General features: G+C 67.6%; 14 protein-coding genes. 8 read left to right on the top strand and 6 right to left on the bottom strand.

Features of this window, described 5'->3' with window-relative positions; genetic code table 11:
- The first annotated feature begins 67 nt into the window (after positions 1–67).
- Positions 68–964, top strand: coding sequence for a M48 family metallopeptidase (locus ACTJJM_RS12180; RefSeq protein ID WP_019336850.1), 897 nt, complete (start codon positions 68–70; stop codon positions 962–964).
- Between the two features lie 540 nt (positions 965–1,504).
- Here ACTJJM_RS12180 and xseA read toward each other — a convergent pair.
- Complete coding sequence (gene xseA, locus ACTJJM_RS12175) at positions 1,505–2,836, bottom strand: exodeoxyribonuclease VII large subunit (protein ID WP_313412180.1); 1,332 nt, start codon at positions 2,834–2,836, stop codon at positions 1,505–1,507.
- Between the two features lie 44 nt (positions 2,837–2,880).
- A complete protein-coding gene (queG, locus tag ACTJJM_RS12170; RefSeq protein ID WP_227200080.1) occupies positions 2,881–3,951 on the bottom strand; it encodes a tRNA epoxyqueuosine(34) reductase QueG in 1,071 nt (356 codons plus the stop codon).
- A gap of 23 nt (positions 3,952–3,974) precedes the next feature.
- Between queG and ACTJJM_RS12165 the strand changes: the two genes are divergently transcribed.
- The 6 genes from ACTJJM_RS12165 (at position 3,975) to ACTJJM_RS12140 (ending at position 11,596) form a co-directional block, all read left to right on the top strand.
- The gene (locus ACTJJM_RS12165) at positions 3,975–5,459 is read left to right on the top strand and encodes an NAD(P)H-hydrate dehydratase (protein ID WP_171955220.1); all 1,485 of its coding nucleotides are present in this window, start codon (positions 3,975–3,977) and stop codon (positions 5,457–5,459) included.
- Positions 5,456–5,938, top strand: coding sequence for a tRNA (adenosine(37)-N6)-threonylcarbamoyltransferase complex ATPase subunit type 1 TsaE (gene tsaE / locus ACTJJM_RS12160; protein WP_057503870.1), 483 nt, complete (start codon positions 5,456–5,458; stop codon positions 5,936–5,938). The genes ACTJJM_RS12165 and tsaE overlap by 4 nt, the downstream gene beginning before the upstream one ends.
- 82 nt (positions 5,939–6,020) lie before the next feature.
- On the top strand, positions 6,021–7,589 hold the full coding sequence (locus tag ACTJJM_RS12155) for an N-acetylmuramoyl-L-alanine amidase (RefSeq protein WP_241877452.1): 1,569 nt from the start codon (positions 6,021–6,023) through the stop codon (positions 7,587–7,589).
- 203 nt (positions 7,590–7,792) lie between these two features.
- Positions 7,793–9,700, top strand: coding sequence for a DNA mismatch repair endonuclease MutL (gene mutL / locus ACTJJM_RS12150; protein ID WP_440865632.1), 1,908 nt, complete (start codon positions 7,793–7,795; stop codon positions 9,698–9,700).
- 11 nt (positions 9,701–9,711) lie between these two features.
- Complete coding sequence (locus ACTJJM_RS12145) at positions 9,712–10,641, top strand: DUF1684 domain-containing protein (RefSeq protein WP_043400900.1); 930 nt, start codon at positions 9,712–9,714, stop codon at positions 10,639–10,641.
- Position 10,642: 1 nt separating this feature from the next.
- Complete coding sequence (locus tag ACTJJM_RS12140; RefSeq protein ID WP_019336844.1) at positions 10,643–11,596, top strand: TraB/GumN family protein; 954 nt, start codon at positions 10,643–10,645, stop codon at positions 11,594–11,596.
- Positions 11,597–11,669: 73 nt separating this feature from the next.
- Here the strand turns inward: ACTJJM_RS12140 and phaR are convergent, their stop codons facing one another.
- From phaR to gluQRS, 3 genes are all read right to left on the bottom strand, one after another.
- Positions 11,670–12,209 carry a polyhydroxyalkanoate synthesis repressor PhaR gene (gene phaR / locus ACTJJM_RS12135; RefSeq protein WP_010486594.1) on the bottom strand — a complete coding sequence of 180 codons (540 nt, stop codon included), beginning with the start codon at positions 12,207–12,209 and terminating at the stop codon, positions 11,670–11,672.
- A 183-nt stretch (positions 12,210–12,392) separates the two neighbouring features.
- Positions 12,393–13,133, bottom strand: coding sequence for an acetoacetyl-CoA reductase (gene phbB / locus ACTJJM_RS12130; RefSeq protein WP_010486596.1), 741 nt, complete (start codon positions 13,131–13,133; stop codon positions 12,393–12,395).
- 17 nt (positions 13,134–13,150) lie between these two features.
- Positions 13,151–14,071 carry a tRNA glutamyl-Q(34) synthetase GluQRS gene (gene gluQRS / locus ACTJJM_RS12125; RefSeq protein WP_071306038.1) on the bottom strand — a complete coding sequence of 307 codons (921 nt, stop codon included), beginning with the start codon at positions 14,069–14,071 and terminating at the stop codon, positions 13,151–13,153.
- A gap of 93 nt (positions 14,072–14,164) precedes the next feature.
- Between gluQRS and htpX the strand changes: the two genes are divergently transcribed.
- Positions 14,165–15,031 carry a protease HtpX gene (gene htpX / locus ACTJJM_RS12120; RefSeq protein ID WP_043400907.1) on the top strand — a complete coding sequence of 289 codons (867 nt, stop codon included), beginning with the start codon at positions 14,165–14,167 and terminating at the stop codon, positions 15,029–15,031.
- 349 nt (positions 15,032–15,380) lie between these two features.
- Here htpX and ACTJJM_RS12115 read toward each other — a convergent pair.
- Positions 15,381–15,613: hypothetical protein (locus ACTJJM_RS12115; RefSeq protein ID WP_440865628.1), on the bottom strand; the 233-nt coding region annotated here is incomplete at its 5' end.

Below are 15,613 nucleotides of genomic sequence, written 5' to 3'. Positions count from 1 at the left end.
GCTGGCATCGGCGCACTAAGATTGCGCCGTGCCCGCCGGCCGGCGGGGCCTGCTGGAAGCCGACCCGATGCGCAACGATCCCTTTTCCCGCCCGCCACAAGGCTCGCAGCGCCGCGGCCTGTTCGGCAACATCCGCTGGTGGGTACTGCTGCTGGCCGCCGGCTACGCGGTCTTCTACTGGTTTTCCAACCGCACGGTGGATCCCTATACCGGCGAGAAGGTGATGATCGACAGCAGCCTGGACGCGCGCCAGGAGACTGCTTTGGGGCTGCAGGCCTACCAGCAGATCCTGTCGCAGGAACGGCCGATGGACCCCAATGCACCGATCGCGCGTGATGTGCGTGACATCGCCCAGCGCCTGATCGCCAAGGTCGATGTGGTGGAGACCGCGCTGGCCCAGGAGCATGGCGTGCAGCCGGCGCACTTCGCGCGGGATTTCCAGTGGGAAGTGAACGTGATTCCGTCCGACCAGGCCAATGCGTTCTGCCTGCCGGGCGGCAAGATGGCGGTCTACACCGGGCTGGTGCCGGTGGCGCGCACCCGCGATGCGATGGCGGTGGTGATGGGCCACGAGATCGCGCATGCGCTGCTGCGCCATGGTGCACAGCGCATGGCCCAGCAGAAGCTGACCCAGATCGGGCAGGTGGCCGGCGCCGCCAGTGGCATGGATGCGCAGCAGCAACAGATGATGATGTCAGCGATGGGCTACGGTTACCTGTTGCCGTATGCACGCAGCCACGAGACACAGGCCGACGAAGTGGGCCTGATGCTGGCGGCGGCGGCGTGCTTCGACCCACGCGAGGCGGTGCCGCTGTGGCAGCGCATGGGCCAGGCCAGTGGTGGCCAGTCACCACCGGAGTTTTCCTCGACCCACCCGAACCCGGGCACCCGCATCCAGAACCTGCAGGCGCTGATGCCGAAGGCACTCGAGTACCGGCAGAAGTTCTGCGAGCAGGCAAAGTAGAGGGTGTTCGGCAGGGCTTGCAGCCCTGCACCTGCCGAAGCCAGAGCAACAGCAACCGCCGAAGCAAAGGCTGGCTATCCGTGGGATGGCGGGGTGGGTCCGGTTGCGGGAGACGCCGTAAACCCGTCCATGGGGGCTTGGCCGCGGCATCCATGCCGCGGACACTCCCGCAACCGGACCCACCCCGCCTTCGACAGATTTCTGCGACCTGCTGTAGATCCACGCCATGCGCGGATGCTTTTCGATCTCGATTCGAAATATTCGATTCCGATGGAGATTCATCCACACATGCGTGGATCTACCGTGTCGACCAAGGTCGACACCTACCAACAGCCACCGGAATCTGTCAGAGGTGGGGCGGTGTCGGAGTGCGGGGTGTCAGCCGCATGGATGCGGCTGCCAAGCCTACAAGGACGTACTTGCGGCGTCCCCGCACTCCGCCATCGCCCCGCCATCCCACGGAATGCCTGCTTTTGACGTTGACGTTGCCTTGGCTTGAAGCCTCTGTGGGTGCAGGGCGCAGCCCTGCCGAACAACCCTCTACTTGACCTGCACGTCGATCACGCCGTCGCCGACGCGCGCCTGCAGCGCATCGCCAGGCTGCACCTGATCGACCTTCCGCACCAGAGTGCCGTCGTCGCTGCGGGTGAGGATGCTGTAGCCGCGGGCCACGGTCGCCAGCGGGCTGACCGCTTCCAGCGAACGCGCCAGCCCGCGCAGGTGCAGTGCATCGCGTTCCAGCAGGCGCTGCATTGCAGCCTGCGGACGCCCACGCAGGGCGGCGAGGCGGCGCTGAATCGCGTCGAGCTGGCGCTGCGGATGGTGCCCGCGCAACACCGCCGCTGCATGGCGCAGGCGTGCGGCACGGCGTTCCTGCTGCTGATTGAACGCTGCATGCAGGCGCCGGCCCAGGTCCAGCTGGCGGCGACGCAGCAGATCCAGCCTGGCCTGCGGGCTCTGCGCGTTGAGGCGCAGCAGCGCACGGTCGGCACGCTGCATCGCCTGCTGCATCGTGTGCCGCTGCAGCTGCACCATGCGTGCCGCCGTGCGGCGCAGGCGCAACGCCAGTTCGCGCTGGTCCGGCACCAGCAGTTCGGCGGCCACCGACGGTGTCGGCGCGCGCAGGTCGGCGGCGAAGTCGCTCAAGCTGAAGTCGGTTTCGTGGCCCACCGCCGACACCACCGGGGTGCGGCTGGCGGCGATCGCACGGGCCAGTGCTTCATCGTTGAAGGCCCACAGGTCTTCCAGTGAACCGCCGCCGCGGGTCAGCAGGATCACGTCGTAGCGACCACTGGCATCGGCGGCCTGCAGCAGGCGGGTGATCTGTGCAGCGGCGCTGCTGCCCTGCACCAGGGTCGGCAGCAAGTCCACTTCAAGCAGCGGGAAGCGGCGGGCCAGCACGCTCAGCACGTCGCGCACGGCGGCGCCGGTGGGCGAGGTGATCACTGCCAGGCGCTGCACGTGCGCGGGCAGCGGCCGCTTGCGCGCCGGGTCGAACAGGCCCTCGGCCTCCAGGCGTGCCTTCAGCTCTTCGAAGGCGCGGCGCAATGCGCCTTCGCCGGCTTCCTCCATGTGGTCCAGCACCATCTGGTACTCGCCACGAGCGTCATACAGGGTCACCTTGCCACGCACCAGCACGCGCATGCCTTCGCGCGGCACGAACTTCAGGTACTGCGCCTTCATCCGGAACATCGCCGCGCGCAGCTGCGCGCGTGCGTCCTTCAGGGTGAAATACAGGTGCCCGGAGGAAGGACGGGCCACGCTGCCCAGCTCGGCCTCGACCCAGATCGCCGGGAAGCTGCCTTCCAGCAGGTCGCGGGCCAGGATGTTGAGCTGGCTGGGGGTGAGGATGTCGTTGTTGCGTGGCTGCATGGGAACGGCGTGCTGCGGGTGGAGCGGGTGCTCAGGATCGCACGTCAGCGCGCCGTGTGCTGGCCCAGTCCCCACTGCACGTGTTCACGCACCAGCGGCGAGGGATCGTCGATGCGGGTCTGCAGTGCAGCGAGCGCTTCGACCGAAGAGGGGGCATTGCCCAGCGCCACGGCGATGTTGCGCAGCCAGCGCTCGTGGCCGCTGCGCCGGATCGGGCTGCCTTCGGTGCGGCGCAGGAACTCGGCTTCATCCCAGGCGAACAGCTGGTCCAGCCGCGCGGTATCGAGGTTGTTGCGTGCGCGGAAGTCGGCTTCGTCGGTGCGCTTGGCGAACTTGTTCCAGGGGCACACCAGCTGGCAGTCGTCACAGCCGTAGATGCGGTTTCCGATCAACGGCCGCATGTCTTCGGGGATGGCACCGTTGTGCTCGATGGTCAGGTAGGAGATACAGCGCCGCGCATCCAGGCGCTGCGGGCCGGTGATGGCCTGGGTCGGGCAGACATCGATGCAGCGCGTGCAGGTACCGCAATGTGCAGTGGCCGGAGCATCGATCGGCAGCGGGATATCGATGTAGATCTCGCCGATGAAGAACCATGAGCCGCCATGACGGTCGATCAGGCAGGTGTGCTTGCCGATCCAGCCGAGACCGGCATTGCGCGCCAGTGCGCGTTCCAGCACGGGGGCCGAATCGACGAACACGCGGTAGCCCAGCGGTGCCACTTCATCGTTGATCTGCGTGGCCAGCTTCTGCAGGCGGTTGCGCATCAGCTTGTGGTAGTCGCGGCCCAGCGCGTAGCGGGCCACGTAGGCACGTCCCGGGTCGGCCAGGGTCGCCCAGGCTTCGGTGTCGTCCTTGTGGCTGTAGTCCATGCCTACCGAGATCACCCGTACGGTGCCGGGCAGCAGCTCCGCCGGGCGCGCGCGCAGGGTGCCGTGGCGCGCCATCCAGTCCATCGTGCCGTACAGGCCCTGGCCCAGCCAGTCGGCCAGGTGCGCTTCATCCTCGCCCAGCTCGATGCCGGCGATGCCGCAGCGCTGGAAGCCATGCGCACGGGCCAGTTCGCGGATGCGCTGCACGGCCTGGGCCGGATCGACAGGGGTGGGGGCAGGGGACATGTGCACCAGTATAAAATCCCTGCATGGCCAACCTCGCCGATCTGTTCGATTCTGCTGCCGCGCGTGCGCTTGATGCGCAGGCCTCGGCACTGGCTGCCGAGGGCGGCTGGGGCCTGATGGCGCAGGCCGGCCAGGCTGCCTGGCAGTGCCTGCTGCAGCACTGGCCGCAGGCGCGGCGGATCGGCGTGGTGGTCGGAGCGGGCAACAACGGTGGCGATGGCCATGTGCTGGCCCGCCACGCGCTGCAGGCCGGGCGTGAGGTGATGGTGATCGCCTTGCCGGGGAAGTCACCGTCAACCGTGCTGGCACAGCGTGCGGCATCGGAATTCAAGTCCGGCGGCGGCACCATCACCGATTTCGACGGCGCGCTGCCCGAGGCTGATATCTGGGTCGATGCCCTGTTCGGTCTGGGCTTCGATCGCGCGCCGGAAGGCGTGGCGCAGGCGCTGATTGTCGCGCTCAACGCGCAGGCGGTACCGGTATTGGCGCTGGACGTCCCCAGTGGCGTCGATGCCGATCGCGGTGCCGTACCGGGCGTGGCCGTGAAGGCCGCTTTGACCCTGCAGTTCATCGTGCCGCATCGCGGGCTGTATACCGGCGACGCGCTGGATCATTGCGGCCAGAAGGCGCTGGCGCCGCTGCAGCTGCCCGCGGCCGCACGGCAGGGCGTGTCACCCGCCGCGGAGCACTGGACCCAGGCCCGCTTGCCGGCACTGCTGCCGCCGCGCCGCGCCAACACCCACAAGGGCGAATCCGGGCACGTGCTGTGCGTCGGCGGCAACCATGGCAGCGGCGGCGCCATCGCCATGGCGGCCGAGGCCGCTTTGCGTGCGGGCGCGGGATTGCTGAGCCTGGGTACCCGCCGCGATCACGTCGGTCCGTTGCTGGCGCGCCTGCCGGAGGCGATGACCCATGCGCTGGAAGACGGCGATGTGCTGCCGGCGCTGCTGGACAAGGCCAGGGTGGTCGCGATTGGCCCCGGTCTGGGCCAGGACGAATGGGCGCTTGCACTGTTTGCGCGGGTGCTGGCCAGCGCCAAACCGCTGGTGGTCGACGCCGATGCGCTGAACCTGCTGGCGCAGGATCCGCGCGCGCTACCGGACGCCATCCTTACGCCACATCCGGGCGAGGCCGCGCGCCTGCTCGGCTGCAGTACCGCTGACATCCAGGCTGATCGCTACCGCTGTGCGCAGGCGTTGGCCGAACGCTTCCACGCCGTGGTGGTGCTGAAGGGCGCAGGCAGCATCGTGACGGCCCCCGGGCAGGCGCCACGGCTGATCGGTGCAGGCAATCCCGGCATGGCCGTGGGAGGCATGGGCGACCTACTCACCGGCATCATTGCCAGCCTGCGCGCGCAGGGGCTGGCCGCCTTCGACGCTGCCGCCGCTGGTGCACTGCTGCATGCGCTCGCGGGCGACGCCGCGGCCGCCGATGGCGTGCGCGGCCTGCTTCCTACTGATCTGCTGTCGCCGTTGCGGCGACTGGCCAACCCGGAACTCTCTCGATGATCGATTTCTTCCTTGCCGACAGCGATGCCACTGAACTGCTCGGGCAATGGCTGGCGGCCACCCGGCCGCCGCAGGCGCTGGTCGAACTGCGCGGCGACCTGGGCGCCGGCAAATCCACCACCGCCCGCGCACTGCTGCGCGCGCTGGGCGTGCAGGGCGCTATCCGCAGCCCCACCTACACCCTGGTCGAGCGCTATCCGCTGGCCAGTGGCGGTGAGGCGTGGCACTTGGACCTGTACCGCATCGGCCAGGCCGGTGAGCTGGATTTCCTCGGCCTGGACGAGGGCAGCGCGGTGCTGTGGCTGGTGGAATGGCCGGAACGCGGCGCCGGCGCGCTACCGCCGACCGACCTGGTGGTGGCGCTGGAGATCGAGGGGCAGGGGCGTCGCGCGCGTCTCACTGGAGTAAGCGACGTCGGACATGAATGGCTGAAGCGGCTTCCCAAGGGGGGCGACTTGCAGGCCATTTCTGTCGGCTGACGAGAACAAAGACCGGCAGGTTACGGATTATTAAGGAAAAAGGTGTTGCATTCCGTTCAGCGCGGTGATTGAATCCTGAGCCATGCGCCCGGGGAACCGACTCATCGCTATCTGTGCCGCCGTCGGACTGGGTCTGGCGAGCGTCAGTGCGTGGGCCGGTGAAGTCCGCCAGGTCCTGCTGAATACCGGCGCTACCGGCACCCGTGCCGAAATCTCGCTGGTCGGCAGTGGCGGCTACAAGACGCTTTCTCTGGCCGGTCCGAACCGCCTGGTGGTCGATTTCCCCGACTCCAGCGCCATACGCAACCTGAAAATGCCGGCTGCGCAGGGCGTGGTTACGGCGGTGCGTACCGGACAGCCGGTGCCGGGCACCTTCCGTGTCGTTTTCGACCTTGCTGAATCGGTGGCGCCGTTCCGCCCACAGATGCAGCGCGAGGGCAATGAATCCAAGCTGGTGATCGAATGGCCGGGCGATGGCCCGGCCGTGGCCGCCAGCCGTCCTGCAGTGACGCCGGCGGTGCAGCCACAGGCACCGGTCAACACGCCTGCACCGACGCCGACGCCGGCGGAGAGCGCGCAGTCGCGTTCCGATGCTGCGCGTGCCACCGCGCTGCTGACTGCCCAGGTTCGCCAGCAGGCCAGTGCCACTGCCGCCGCGCCGGCCACGCCCACCCCGGCGCCGTCCACTGCACCGGCCCAGGTCGCGGCGGCCGGTACCGTGGCCAGCAGCTCGCCTTCTTCGTCGCCGGCCGCGATCCTGGCTGGACAGCGCACCGCAGCGGTGGTGACCACGCCGCCGGCTACGGTGCCCGCACCGGCACCGACGACGGTGGAACCGCCGCGTCCGGCCATGCCCAGCGATGCGTCGCGCATCCGCATGCAGGCTGGCATGCGTCATCTGGTGGTGGCCATCGATCCGGGTCACGGCGGCCAGGATCCGGGCGCGATCGGCCCGACCGGCAAGCGCGAAAAGGATGTGACCCTGGCGGTGGCGCGTGAACTGGCCCGCCAGGTCAATGCGACGCCGGGCCTGAAGGCCTACCTCACCCGCGACAGCGACGTGTTCATCCCGCTGCCGATGCGCGCACAGAAGGCGCGTGCGAACAAGGCCGACATCTTCATTTCGATCCATGCCGACGCGGCCGAAAACCGTTCGGCCACCGGTTCGTCGGTGTACGTGCTGTCGACCAAGGGCGCCTCTTCGCAGCGCGCCCGCTGGCTGGCGGACAAGGAAAACGCGGCCGACCTGGTCGGTGGCGTGCGCCTGCAGCAGACCGAAGGCACGCTTGCCAACGTGCTGCTGGATCTGGCCCAGAGCGGCTACATGAAGGCGTCCGAGGACGCGGCCGGCCACGTGCTGGGCGGCCTGAAGCGGATCGGCAACAACCACAAGCCGAACATCGAGCGCGCCAACTTCGCGGTGCTGCGCACCTCGGACATGCCGGCGATGCTGGTGGAAACCGCGTTCATCTCCAACCCGGATGAAGAGCGCCGCCTGATCGACCCGGCCTACCAGCGCAAGATCGCCGGTGCCGTGCTGGACGGTGTGCACACCTTCTTCAGCCGCCAGCCGCCACCGGGCACGTTGTATGCCGCCCGCGCCCAGGCCGAGATCGACGCAGCCGGCACCATGGCCGGCGGCAGCAAGTAACCCGCCGAAGGCGGGTTACTGCTTTCTGTAGAGTCGAGCCGCGCCCCATGACCGATGGGCGCCTTTCTGATGAACGCAACGCCATGCGCGCGGACCCTGCCGCTGGGCACGCGGGATGATTCATGCTCGACTGGGCCTTGCCGGTAGCCCGTCAGTCGAGCATGGCTCGACTCTACCCTCGGCCGCTCCGTTATCATCCCCGCATGACGTCTGCTACCCATCCGCGCCCGATCCGGCCGTTGCCGGAGATCCTCATCAACCAGATCGCCGCCGGCGAAGTGGTCGAACGTCCCGCGTCGGTAGTCAAGGAGCTGGTCGAGAACGCGATCGACGCCGGTGCCAGCCGCGTTGATATCGATCTTGAAGAGGGCGGTGTACGCCTGATCCGCATCCGCGACAACGGCAGTGGCATCGCACCGGAACAGCTGCCGCTGGCGGTATCGCGCCATGCCACCAGCAAGATCGCCGATCTGGACGACCTCGAATCGGTGGCCACGCTCGGCTTCCGGGGTGAAGCGCTGCCGTCGATCGCCTCGGTCAGCCGTTTCACCCTTTCCTCGCGTCGCGCACATGATGAACACGGTTCGGCGCTGCAGATCGAAGGCGGCAAGATCGGCGAAGTGACCCCGCGCGCGCATGCGCCGGGCACCACTGTAGAAGTGCGCGAGCTGTTCTACAACGTACCGGCGCGGCGCAAGTTCCTGCGCGCCGAGCGCACCGAGCTGGGCCATATCGAAGAATGGCTGCGTTCGCTGGCGCTGGCGCGGCCGGATGTCGAGCTGCGCGTGTCGCACAACGGCAAGGCGTCGCGCCGCTACAAGCCGGGCGATCTGTATTCCGATGCGCGATTGGCTGAAACGCTGGGCGAGGATTTCGCCAACCAGGCCGTGCGCGTCGACCACAGTGGTGCCGGCCTGCGCCTGCACGGCTGGATCGCGCAACCGCATTATTCGCGCGCCAGCGCCGACCAGCAGTACCTGTACGTCAACGGCCGTTCGGTGCGCGACCGCAGCGTCGCCCATGCGGTGAAGATGGCTTACGGCGACGTGCTGTACCACGGTCGCCAGCCGGCCTATGTGCTGTTCCTTGAGCTCGACCCGACCCGCGTTGATGTCAACGTGCACCCGGCCAAGCACGAGGTGCGTTTCCGTGATTCGCGGCTGGTGCATGATTTTGTCTACCGCACGCTGAAGGATGCGCTGGCCGATACCCGTGCCGGCATGTCGGCGCAGGACATCGGTGCCGGCTCCGCGCATCCGGCGGATGCAGGTGCGGCATCGATGGTCTCCAGTGCGGGCGCCTCCGGTTTCGGTCTGGTCCGCGCTGCCGCACCGGGTGCCGGTTCGAGTGGCGGCGGTGGTGGATTCTCTGGCTGGCGCCCGCAGCAACCGCTGGGGCTGCAGGTGGCCGATGCTCCGGCTGCCTATGCCGCGCTGTATGCCGCACCAGCCGGCGCCGAGCGCGGTGCTGCGCTGCCGCCAATGCCGACCGAGAACGGACTGCCGGTCACCAGTGCCGACGCAGGCGTGCCGCCGCTGGGCTACGCGATCGCGCAGCTGCATGGCATCTACATCCTGGCCGAGAATGCAGAAGGCTTGATCGTGGTCGATATGCATGCCGCGCACGAGCGCATCGGTTACGAGCGCCTGAAGAACGCGCACGACGGTATCGGCCTGCAGTCGCAGCCGCTGCTGGTGCCGATCACGCTGGCAGTGGGCGAGCGTGAGGCCGACACTGCCGAAAGCGAAGCCGACACACTGGCGGCGCTCGGCTTCGAGGTGACCCGCGCCGGCCCCGGATCCCTGCATGTGCGGAGCATTCCAGCGCTGTTGGCGCATGCCGAACCGGAAGGGCTGCTGCGCGACGTGCTGACCGACCTGCGCGAACACGGCCAGAGCCGGCGCGTGGCCAGTGCGCGCGATGAACTGCTGTCGACCATGGCGTGCCATGGTGCGGTGCGCGCCAACCGGCGCCTGACCATGCCGGAGATGAACGCGCTGCTGCGTGACATGGAAATCACCGAGCGGTCTGGCCAGTGCAACCACGGCCGACCGACCTGGGCCCGTTTTTCGCTGGCGGAGATCGACCGCTGGTTCCTGCGCGGACGTTGAGGGGAGCATCGATGCGTTATCGGGGAGTGGGCGGCCTGCTGGCCGCTCTGGTATTGGTTGCCTGCAGCCCGGCGACACCGCCGGCGCCGAAGGTCACTGAAGATCCGGCCTACGCGGCCACGCAGCAGCAGTGGCGGGTAGCGCGCTACCAGGATCTGACCCGGCCGGACGGTTGGACAGCGCTGGTCGGCCTGCACTGGCTGCAGAACAAATCGCACTTCGTCGGCAGCGGCGCGACCAATGGCATCCGCCTGGCGGTTGGGCCGGACAAGCTGGGCCTGCTGCGCCGCGAAGGCAGCCAATGGTGGTTCACACCTGAGGCCGGCGTTGACGTCAGCCATGACGGGCAGCCGGTGCGCGGCCGCATCCGTGTCGACACCGACAAGGATCCGCAGCCGACGCTGCTGGCCTTCGATGGTGGCAAGGGGCAGCTCAGCATCATCCGCCGCGGCCCGCGCGATGCGCTGCGGGTCAAGCATGCCGATGCGCCGGCACGCCGAGATTTTGCAGGACTGGAGTACTGGCCGGGTGGTCCTGACTGGCAGGTGCAGGCGCGCTTCATCGCGCACTCGCCGGGCAAAACCCTGCCGATCGTCGATATCACTGGCCTGACCACCGAGATGCCCAACGCAGGCGCGGTCGAGTTCCAGCGTGATGGCCGCAGTTGGCGGCTGGAGGCGATTGGTGCGCCCGGTCAACCGCTGTTCCTGATCTTTGCCGACCGCACCAGTGGCCGCGGCAGCTATCCGGCCGGGCGTTACCTGGATACCGATGCGCCGGCAGCCGATGGCACGGTACGCATCGATTTCAACCATGCCTACAACCCGCCGTGTGCGTTCACCGCCTACGCGACCTGCCCGTTGGCGCCGCCGGAAAACCGGCTGGACCTGCGCGTGGAAGCGGGCGAGAAGGCTTACCACCTGCCTGAAGGAGAAGGCTGATATGCCGATCAGATCCCTGTTGCGTACCGCCGTTGTACTGGCGGCCTGTGCGCTGGCACCGCTGGTTGCAGCGCGTACCGCGCAAGCCGACATCGCTGGCGCAGCGGTGGCCAAGCCGCCGGTGCCGTTGCTGTGGAAAGTGACTGGGCCGGGCGACTCGCGCCTCTACCTGCTCGGTTCCTTCCACCTGCTGAAGCCGCAGGACTACCCGTTGTCGCCCGATGTCGAACAGGCGTTCGAGGCCTCGCAGCGGGTCGTGTTCGAACTGTCGCCGGAAGACATGCAGTCGCCACAGCTGGCCAGCCGCATGGTGCAGGCAGCGGTCCGCACCGATGGCAGCGAGCTCAAGCGTGACCTGGATGCTGCGACCTGGCAGAAGCTGCAGGTGTTCGCCACCGAGAACAAGCTGCCGCTGGCGCAGATGCAGGGCATGAAGCCGTGGTTTGTCGGCCTGAGCATTTCGGTCGGGCAGATGCAGAAGCTGGGCCTGGACCCCGCACTGGGCCTGGATCGTCACTTCATGGAGCGTGCGCAGAAGACCGGGCGCAAGACCGCGGGACTGGAAGACATCGATACCCAGATCGGCATGCTCGACGGAATGACGCTGCAGGAACAGCGGCAGATGCTGGCCGAAGCGCTGGACCAGGCTGGCAAGGCCGACGAGCAGGCACGCCAGCTGCATGATGCCTGGCGCCGGGGTGACGAGCGCCTGTTGTGGACCAGGATGGCGGCGGAAATGCGCCAGCAGTATCCACAGCTTTACCAGCGCATCAATACCGGCCGCAATGACGCCTGGGTGCCGAAGCTGCTGCCGTACCTGCAGGCCGGGCAGGGCGGCACGCTGGTGGTGGTGGGCACGCTGCACCTGCTGGGCAACGACGGCGTGGTCGAGAAGCTGAAGGCGAAGGGTTACAAGGTCGAGCGTGTATGCACGGGGTGCAAGGCGAAACGCTGATGTATCGCCGACGCGATTCAAACAAAACGGCGCGCCAGGGGCGCGCCGTTTTCGTATCAACCGTTGCTGCAGCTCAGCGGCGGGTCTTGCCGCCGGTGCCGGCGCCCGGTTCGTTCGGTTTGTTGCCGGTACCTGCCCCGGTTCCCGTTCCGGTGCCGCCCGGGCGCGGGCCACCGAAGCCCGTGCCCATGTTGCGCTGGAATTCCTGCCACAGCTCCAGGTTGCGCTCGGTCAGCTGGTTCATCATCGCCCATGGGGTCTGCCCCAGCAGGTTGCCCATCTGCTGGCGGAACTGCTGCTGCTGGTCGAGGAAGACCTGCATGCTGCGCTCCAGGTAATTGCCCATGAAGCCCTGCAGGGAGTCGCCGTAGAAGCGGATCAACTGGCTCAGCAGCTGGGTGGACAGCATCGGTTCGCCGTCCTGTTCCTGGTCGGCGATGATCTGCAGCAGGACTGATCGCGTGAGGTCGTCTCCGCTCTTGGCGTCGCGGACTTCGAAGTCTTCACCGTCCAGGATCAGCTGGCGCACGTCCTCGATGGTGATGTAGCTGGAGATCTCGGTGTCGTAGAGACGGCGGTTCGGATACTTCTTGATGATGCGGGTCGCAGCCATGAAGCGGTACTCGTCACAGTAGACGCGCAGCATGGCGCAGTGCAGCAGCCGTTGCAACCGCCTCAGCCCCCGCCAGGCTTGGCTTTCGGCGACGATCATGTTGCGCAACAAGGGTTTGCGTGCTGCGCAGCATGACTCTTGGCATGGGCCGGCGGCGATCGCCGCGAGGGTCCCCTGCGCGGCTTACCAACCCATATGGTGGCCGCCGTTGATGTCCAGGTTGCTACCGGTGATCCACGAGGCTTCGTCGGCAACCAGGAACGAGACGCCGTAGGCGATTTCCTCCGGCTTGCCGAGGCGTCCGGTGGGGATATCGGCGATGATCTTGGCGCGCACTTCCTCCGGAACCGCCATCACCATGTCGGTGGCGACGTAGCCGGGCGAAATGGTGTTGACGGTAATGCCGAAGCCGGCGTTCTCGCGCGCCAGCGAGATGGTGAAACCGTGCATGCCGGCCTTGGCCGCCGCGTAGTTGGCCTGGCCGTACTGGCCCTTCAGGCCGTTGATCGAGCTGATCTGGATGACCCGGCCCCAGCCGCGGCGGCGCATGCCCTCGATGACCGGACGGGTGACGTTGAACACCGAATTGAGGTTGGTATTGATCACATCGTGCCACTGGTCCGCGCGCATGCGATGGAACGTGGTATCGCGGGTGATGCCGGCGTTGTTGACCAGGATCTCGACCGGGCCCAGCGCGGCTTCGACCGCACGCACCAGCGCTTCGGCGCTGCCCGGATCGGAGACATCGCCCGGGAAGATCGACACGCTGTAGCCGCGTTCGGTCATCGCCTGCTGCCAGGCGCGGGCCTTGGCCTCGTCGCGGTAGTTGGTGGCGACCCGGTGGCCCTGGTCGGCCAGGCGTTGGCAGATGGCGGTACCGATGCCGCCGGTTCCGCCGGTGACCAGTGCGACGCGAGATGTCATGGAGTGCTGTCCGGGTATCAGGTGGGGGAAGGGTGATTCTGCAACATCGGCGCGGAAAGTGCGCCGGCTGGCAGCAGGATGTCGGTACGTGGCAGCCGCGCTGGGTCGAAGGCATTCCGAGCGGCCGCCAGCAGCGTGTCCAGATCGTGCGCAGGTTCCAGCGCTTCAGGTGCCTGGCCGAGCAGTTGCCATAGCTGGCGCAGCACGGGCAGCGGGCGCGAACTGTCCACTGGCAGCGCCGCCAGCGACTTGGACAGCTTGTGGCCCGGGGCATCGAGCAGCAGCGGCAGGTGCCAGTAGCGCGGTACCGCCAGCCCCAAGGCCTGCTGCAGCAGGATCTGCCGTGCCGTGGAGTCGAGCAGGTCGGCACCGCGCACCACTTCGGTCACCCCCTGCGCGGCGTCATCGACCACCACCGCCAGCTGGTACGCCCAGCAGCCATCGGCGCGGCGCAGCACGAAGTCGCCGACCTCGGCATGCACGTCCTGCTGCTGCGGGCCGCGCAGGCCATCGTCGAAGTGCACGATGCTGCCCGGTGGCACGCGGAAACGGACGGCGGGGTCCGGTCGCGGTTGCCGGGCGACGCAGTGATGGTGGATGCCGCCGCTGGCGGCCAGGTCGCCGCGGCTGCAGTGGCAGACAAAGGCCTGGTCGCTGGCGAGCAGTACGTCCAGCGCAGCCTGGTAGGCCTCGCCGCGCGCGCTCTGCCAGAAGATCGGGCCATCGTGGACCAGCCCGAACGCCGTCAGTGCCTGCAGTTGTGACTCGGCGGCACCGGGCACGGTGCGCGGCGGGTCGACGTCTTCGATGCGCAGCCGCCACAGGCCGCCGTGATGGCGCGCGAGCAGCCAACTGCCGAAGGCGGCGAGCAGAGATCCGGGGTGGAGCAGGCCGGTCGGCGAGGGCGCGAAGCGGCCGCAGGGAATGGGGGAGGTCATGCTGGCTGAATCGTCGGTCAGGTTGGCGCTTGAATTCAAGCTGACCACACCGCAAATTGACCGGTATCGACCCCTTCCGAGCCGGATTTTCCCATGTTTACCCGCATTGCCCTGTTCCTGGCGACCAATTTCGCGGTCCTGATCCTCGCCAGCATCGTGATGTCGCTGTTGGGAACCGACCCGAGCAAGATGAGCGGCCTGCTGGTCATGGCCGCGATCTTTGGTTTTGGTGGCTCCCTCATCTCGCTGCTGCTGTCCAAGTGGATGGCCAAGCGCTCCACCGGTGCGGTGGTGATCACCGAGCCGCGCAACCAGACCGAACGCTGGCTGCTGGCCACGGTCGAGCGCCAGGCCAAGGCGGCCGGCATCGGCATGCCGGAGGTGGCGGTGTATGAAGGCCCGGAGATCAACGCCTTCGCCACCGGCGCCAACCGCAACAACGCGCTGGTGGCGGTGTCCACCGGCCTGCTGCACAACATGAGTGAAGATGAAGCCGAAGCGGTGTTGGGCCACGAGATCGCCCACGTCGCCAACGGTGACATGATCACCATGGCGCTGCTGCAGGGCGTGCTGAACACCTTCGTGATCGTGCTGGCCCGCGTGGTCGGCGGCATCATCGACAGCGCGCTGTCGGGCAACCGCGAAGGTGGCGGCCGCGGCTTCGCCTACTACATCATCGTGTTCGTGCTGGAGATGGTGTTCGGCCTGTTCGCCACGATGATCGCGATGTGGTTCTCGCGCCACCGCGAGTTCCGCGCCGATGCGGGTGGTGCCTCGCTGGCCGGCCGCCAGAAGATGATCGCCGCGCTGGAGCGCCTGCAGCTCAACCACGGCCAGAGCACGCTGCCGACCCAGATCGCGGCGTTCGGTATTGCCGGTTCGACGGCGAAGAAGCTGTTCATGAGCCACCCGCCGCTGGAAGAGCGCATCGCCGCGCTGCGGGCGTCGACGGTGGCGTAAGCTTCTGCTTTCAAGGTAGTGCAGGAACGCCTGGCCTCGCGCCGGGCGTTTTTGTTTGCGCGCCGACGCATTGGTGGCGCCGGGCCATGCCCGGCGTATCGTTTCCGCGCCTGCGGAGAGGTGTCACTTTCTTTGCTCGTGCAAAGAAAGTAACCAAAGAAACACGCCGCCAGGGCGCGAGCCGATGCTGCGCATCGGTACCCTGCGCTCCTCGGCCCGTCGAGGGACGGTGCGGGAACTCGCTGCGCTCAGACACCCGCACCTCTTCGCCCTCGCCGGACCTGCGGTGCTCGGCTCGCTCAGGGCGGACCCAAGGTCAAATGCCACAGCGGCACCCGGTTGATCCATGCTACGCGTGGATGCTGTTGCTCTTGCTCTTGACCTTCCAGTCCGCCTTGAGCGAGCCGAGCATCGCAGGGGAATCAGGGGCGAAGAGGCGCCAGTGTCTGAGCGCAGCGAGTTCGGCGCCGTCCCCTGATTCGCCGAGAAGCGCAGGGTACCGGCGCGTAGCGTCGGCTCGCGGCTGGCGGAGCGTTTCTTTGGTTACTTTCTTTGCGCGCAAAGAAAGTGACACCCCTCCGC

It is taken from the genome of Stenotrophomonas sp. 22692, from assembly GCF_052045015.1.
In the GTDB taxonomy this organism is placed as follows: Bacteria; Pseudomonadota; Gammaproteobacteria; order Xanthomonadales; family Xanthomonadaceae; genus Stenotrophomonas; species Stenotrophomonas geniculata.
The sequence above is the reverse complement of the archived record's forward strand: the minus strand, read 5'-3'. Positions and strand labels throughout refer to the sequence as shown.

What these genes read in the sequence shown, in the direction of transcription:
- ACTJJM_RS12180 (WP_019336850.1), top strand. Translation starts at nt 68, where the DNA reads ATGCGCAACGATCCCTTTTCCCGCCCGCCACAAGGCTCGCAGCGCCGC.
- xseA (WP_313412180.1), bottom strand. Translation starts at nt 2,836, where the DNA reads ATGCAGCCACGCAACAACGACATCCTCACCCCCAGCCAGCTCAACATC.
- queG (WP_227200080.1), bottom strand. Translation starts at nt 3,951, where the DNA reads ATGTCCCCTGCCCCCACCCCTGTCGATCCGGCCCAGGCCGTGCAGCGC.
- ACTJJM_RS12165 (WP_171955220.1), top strand. Translation starts at nt 3,975, where the DNA reads ATGGCCAACCTCGCCGATCTGTTCGATTCTGCTGCCGCGCGTGCGCTT.
- tsaE (WP_057503870.1), top strand. Translation starts at nt 5,456, where the DNA reads ATGATCGATTTCTTCCTTGCCGACAGCGATGCCACTGAACTGCTCGGG.
- ACTJJM_RS12155 (WP_241877452.1), top strand. Translation starts at nt 6,021, where the DNA reads ATGCGCCCGGGGAACCGACTCATCGCTATCTGTGCCGCCGTCGGACTG.
- mutL (WP_440865632.1), top strand. Translation starts at nt 7,793, where the DNA reads ATGACGTCTGCTACCCATCCGCGCCCGATCCGGCCGTTGCCGGAGATC.
- ACTJJM_RS12145 (WP_043400900.1), top strand. Translation starts at nt 9,712, where the DNA reads ATGCGTTATCGGGGAGTGGGCGGCCTGCTGGCCGCTCTGGTATTGGTT.
- ACTJJM_RS12140 (WP_019336844.1), top strand. Translation starts at nt 10,643, where the DNA reads ATGCCGATCAGATCCCTGTTGCGTACCGCCGTTGTACTGGCGGCCTGT.
- phaR (WP_010486594.1), bottom strand. Translation starts at nt 12,209, where the DNA reads ATGGCTGCGACCCGCATCATCAAGAAGTATCCGAACCGCCGTCTCTAC.
- phbB (WP_010486596.1), bottom strand. Translation starts at nt 13,133, where the DNA reads ATGACATCTCGCGTCGCACTGGTCACCGGCGGAACCGGCGGCATCGGT.
- gluQRS (WP_071306038.1), bottom strand. Translation starts at nt 14,071, where the DNA reads ATGACCTCCCCCATTCCCTGCGGCCGCTTCGCGCCCTCGCCGACCGGC.
- htpX (WP_043400907.1), top strand. Translation starts at nt 14,165, where the DNA reads ATGTTTACCCGCATTGCCCTGTTCCTGGCGACCAATTTCGCGGTCCTG.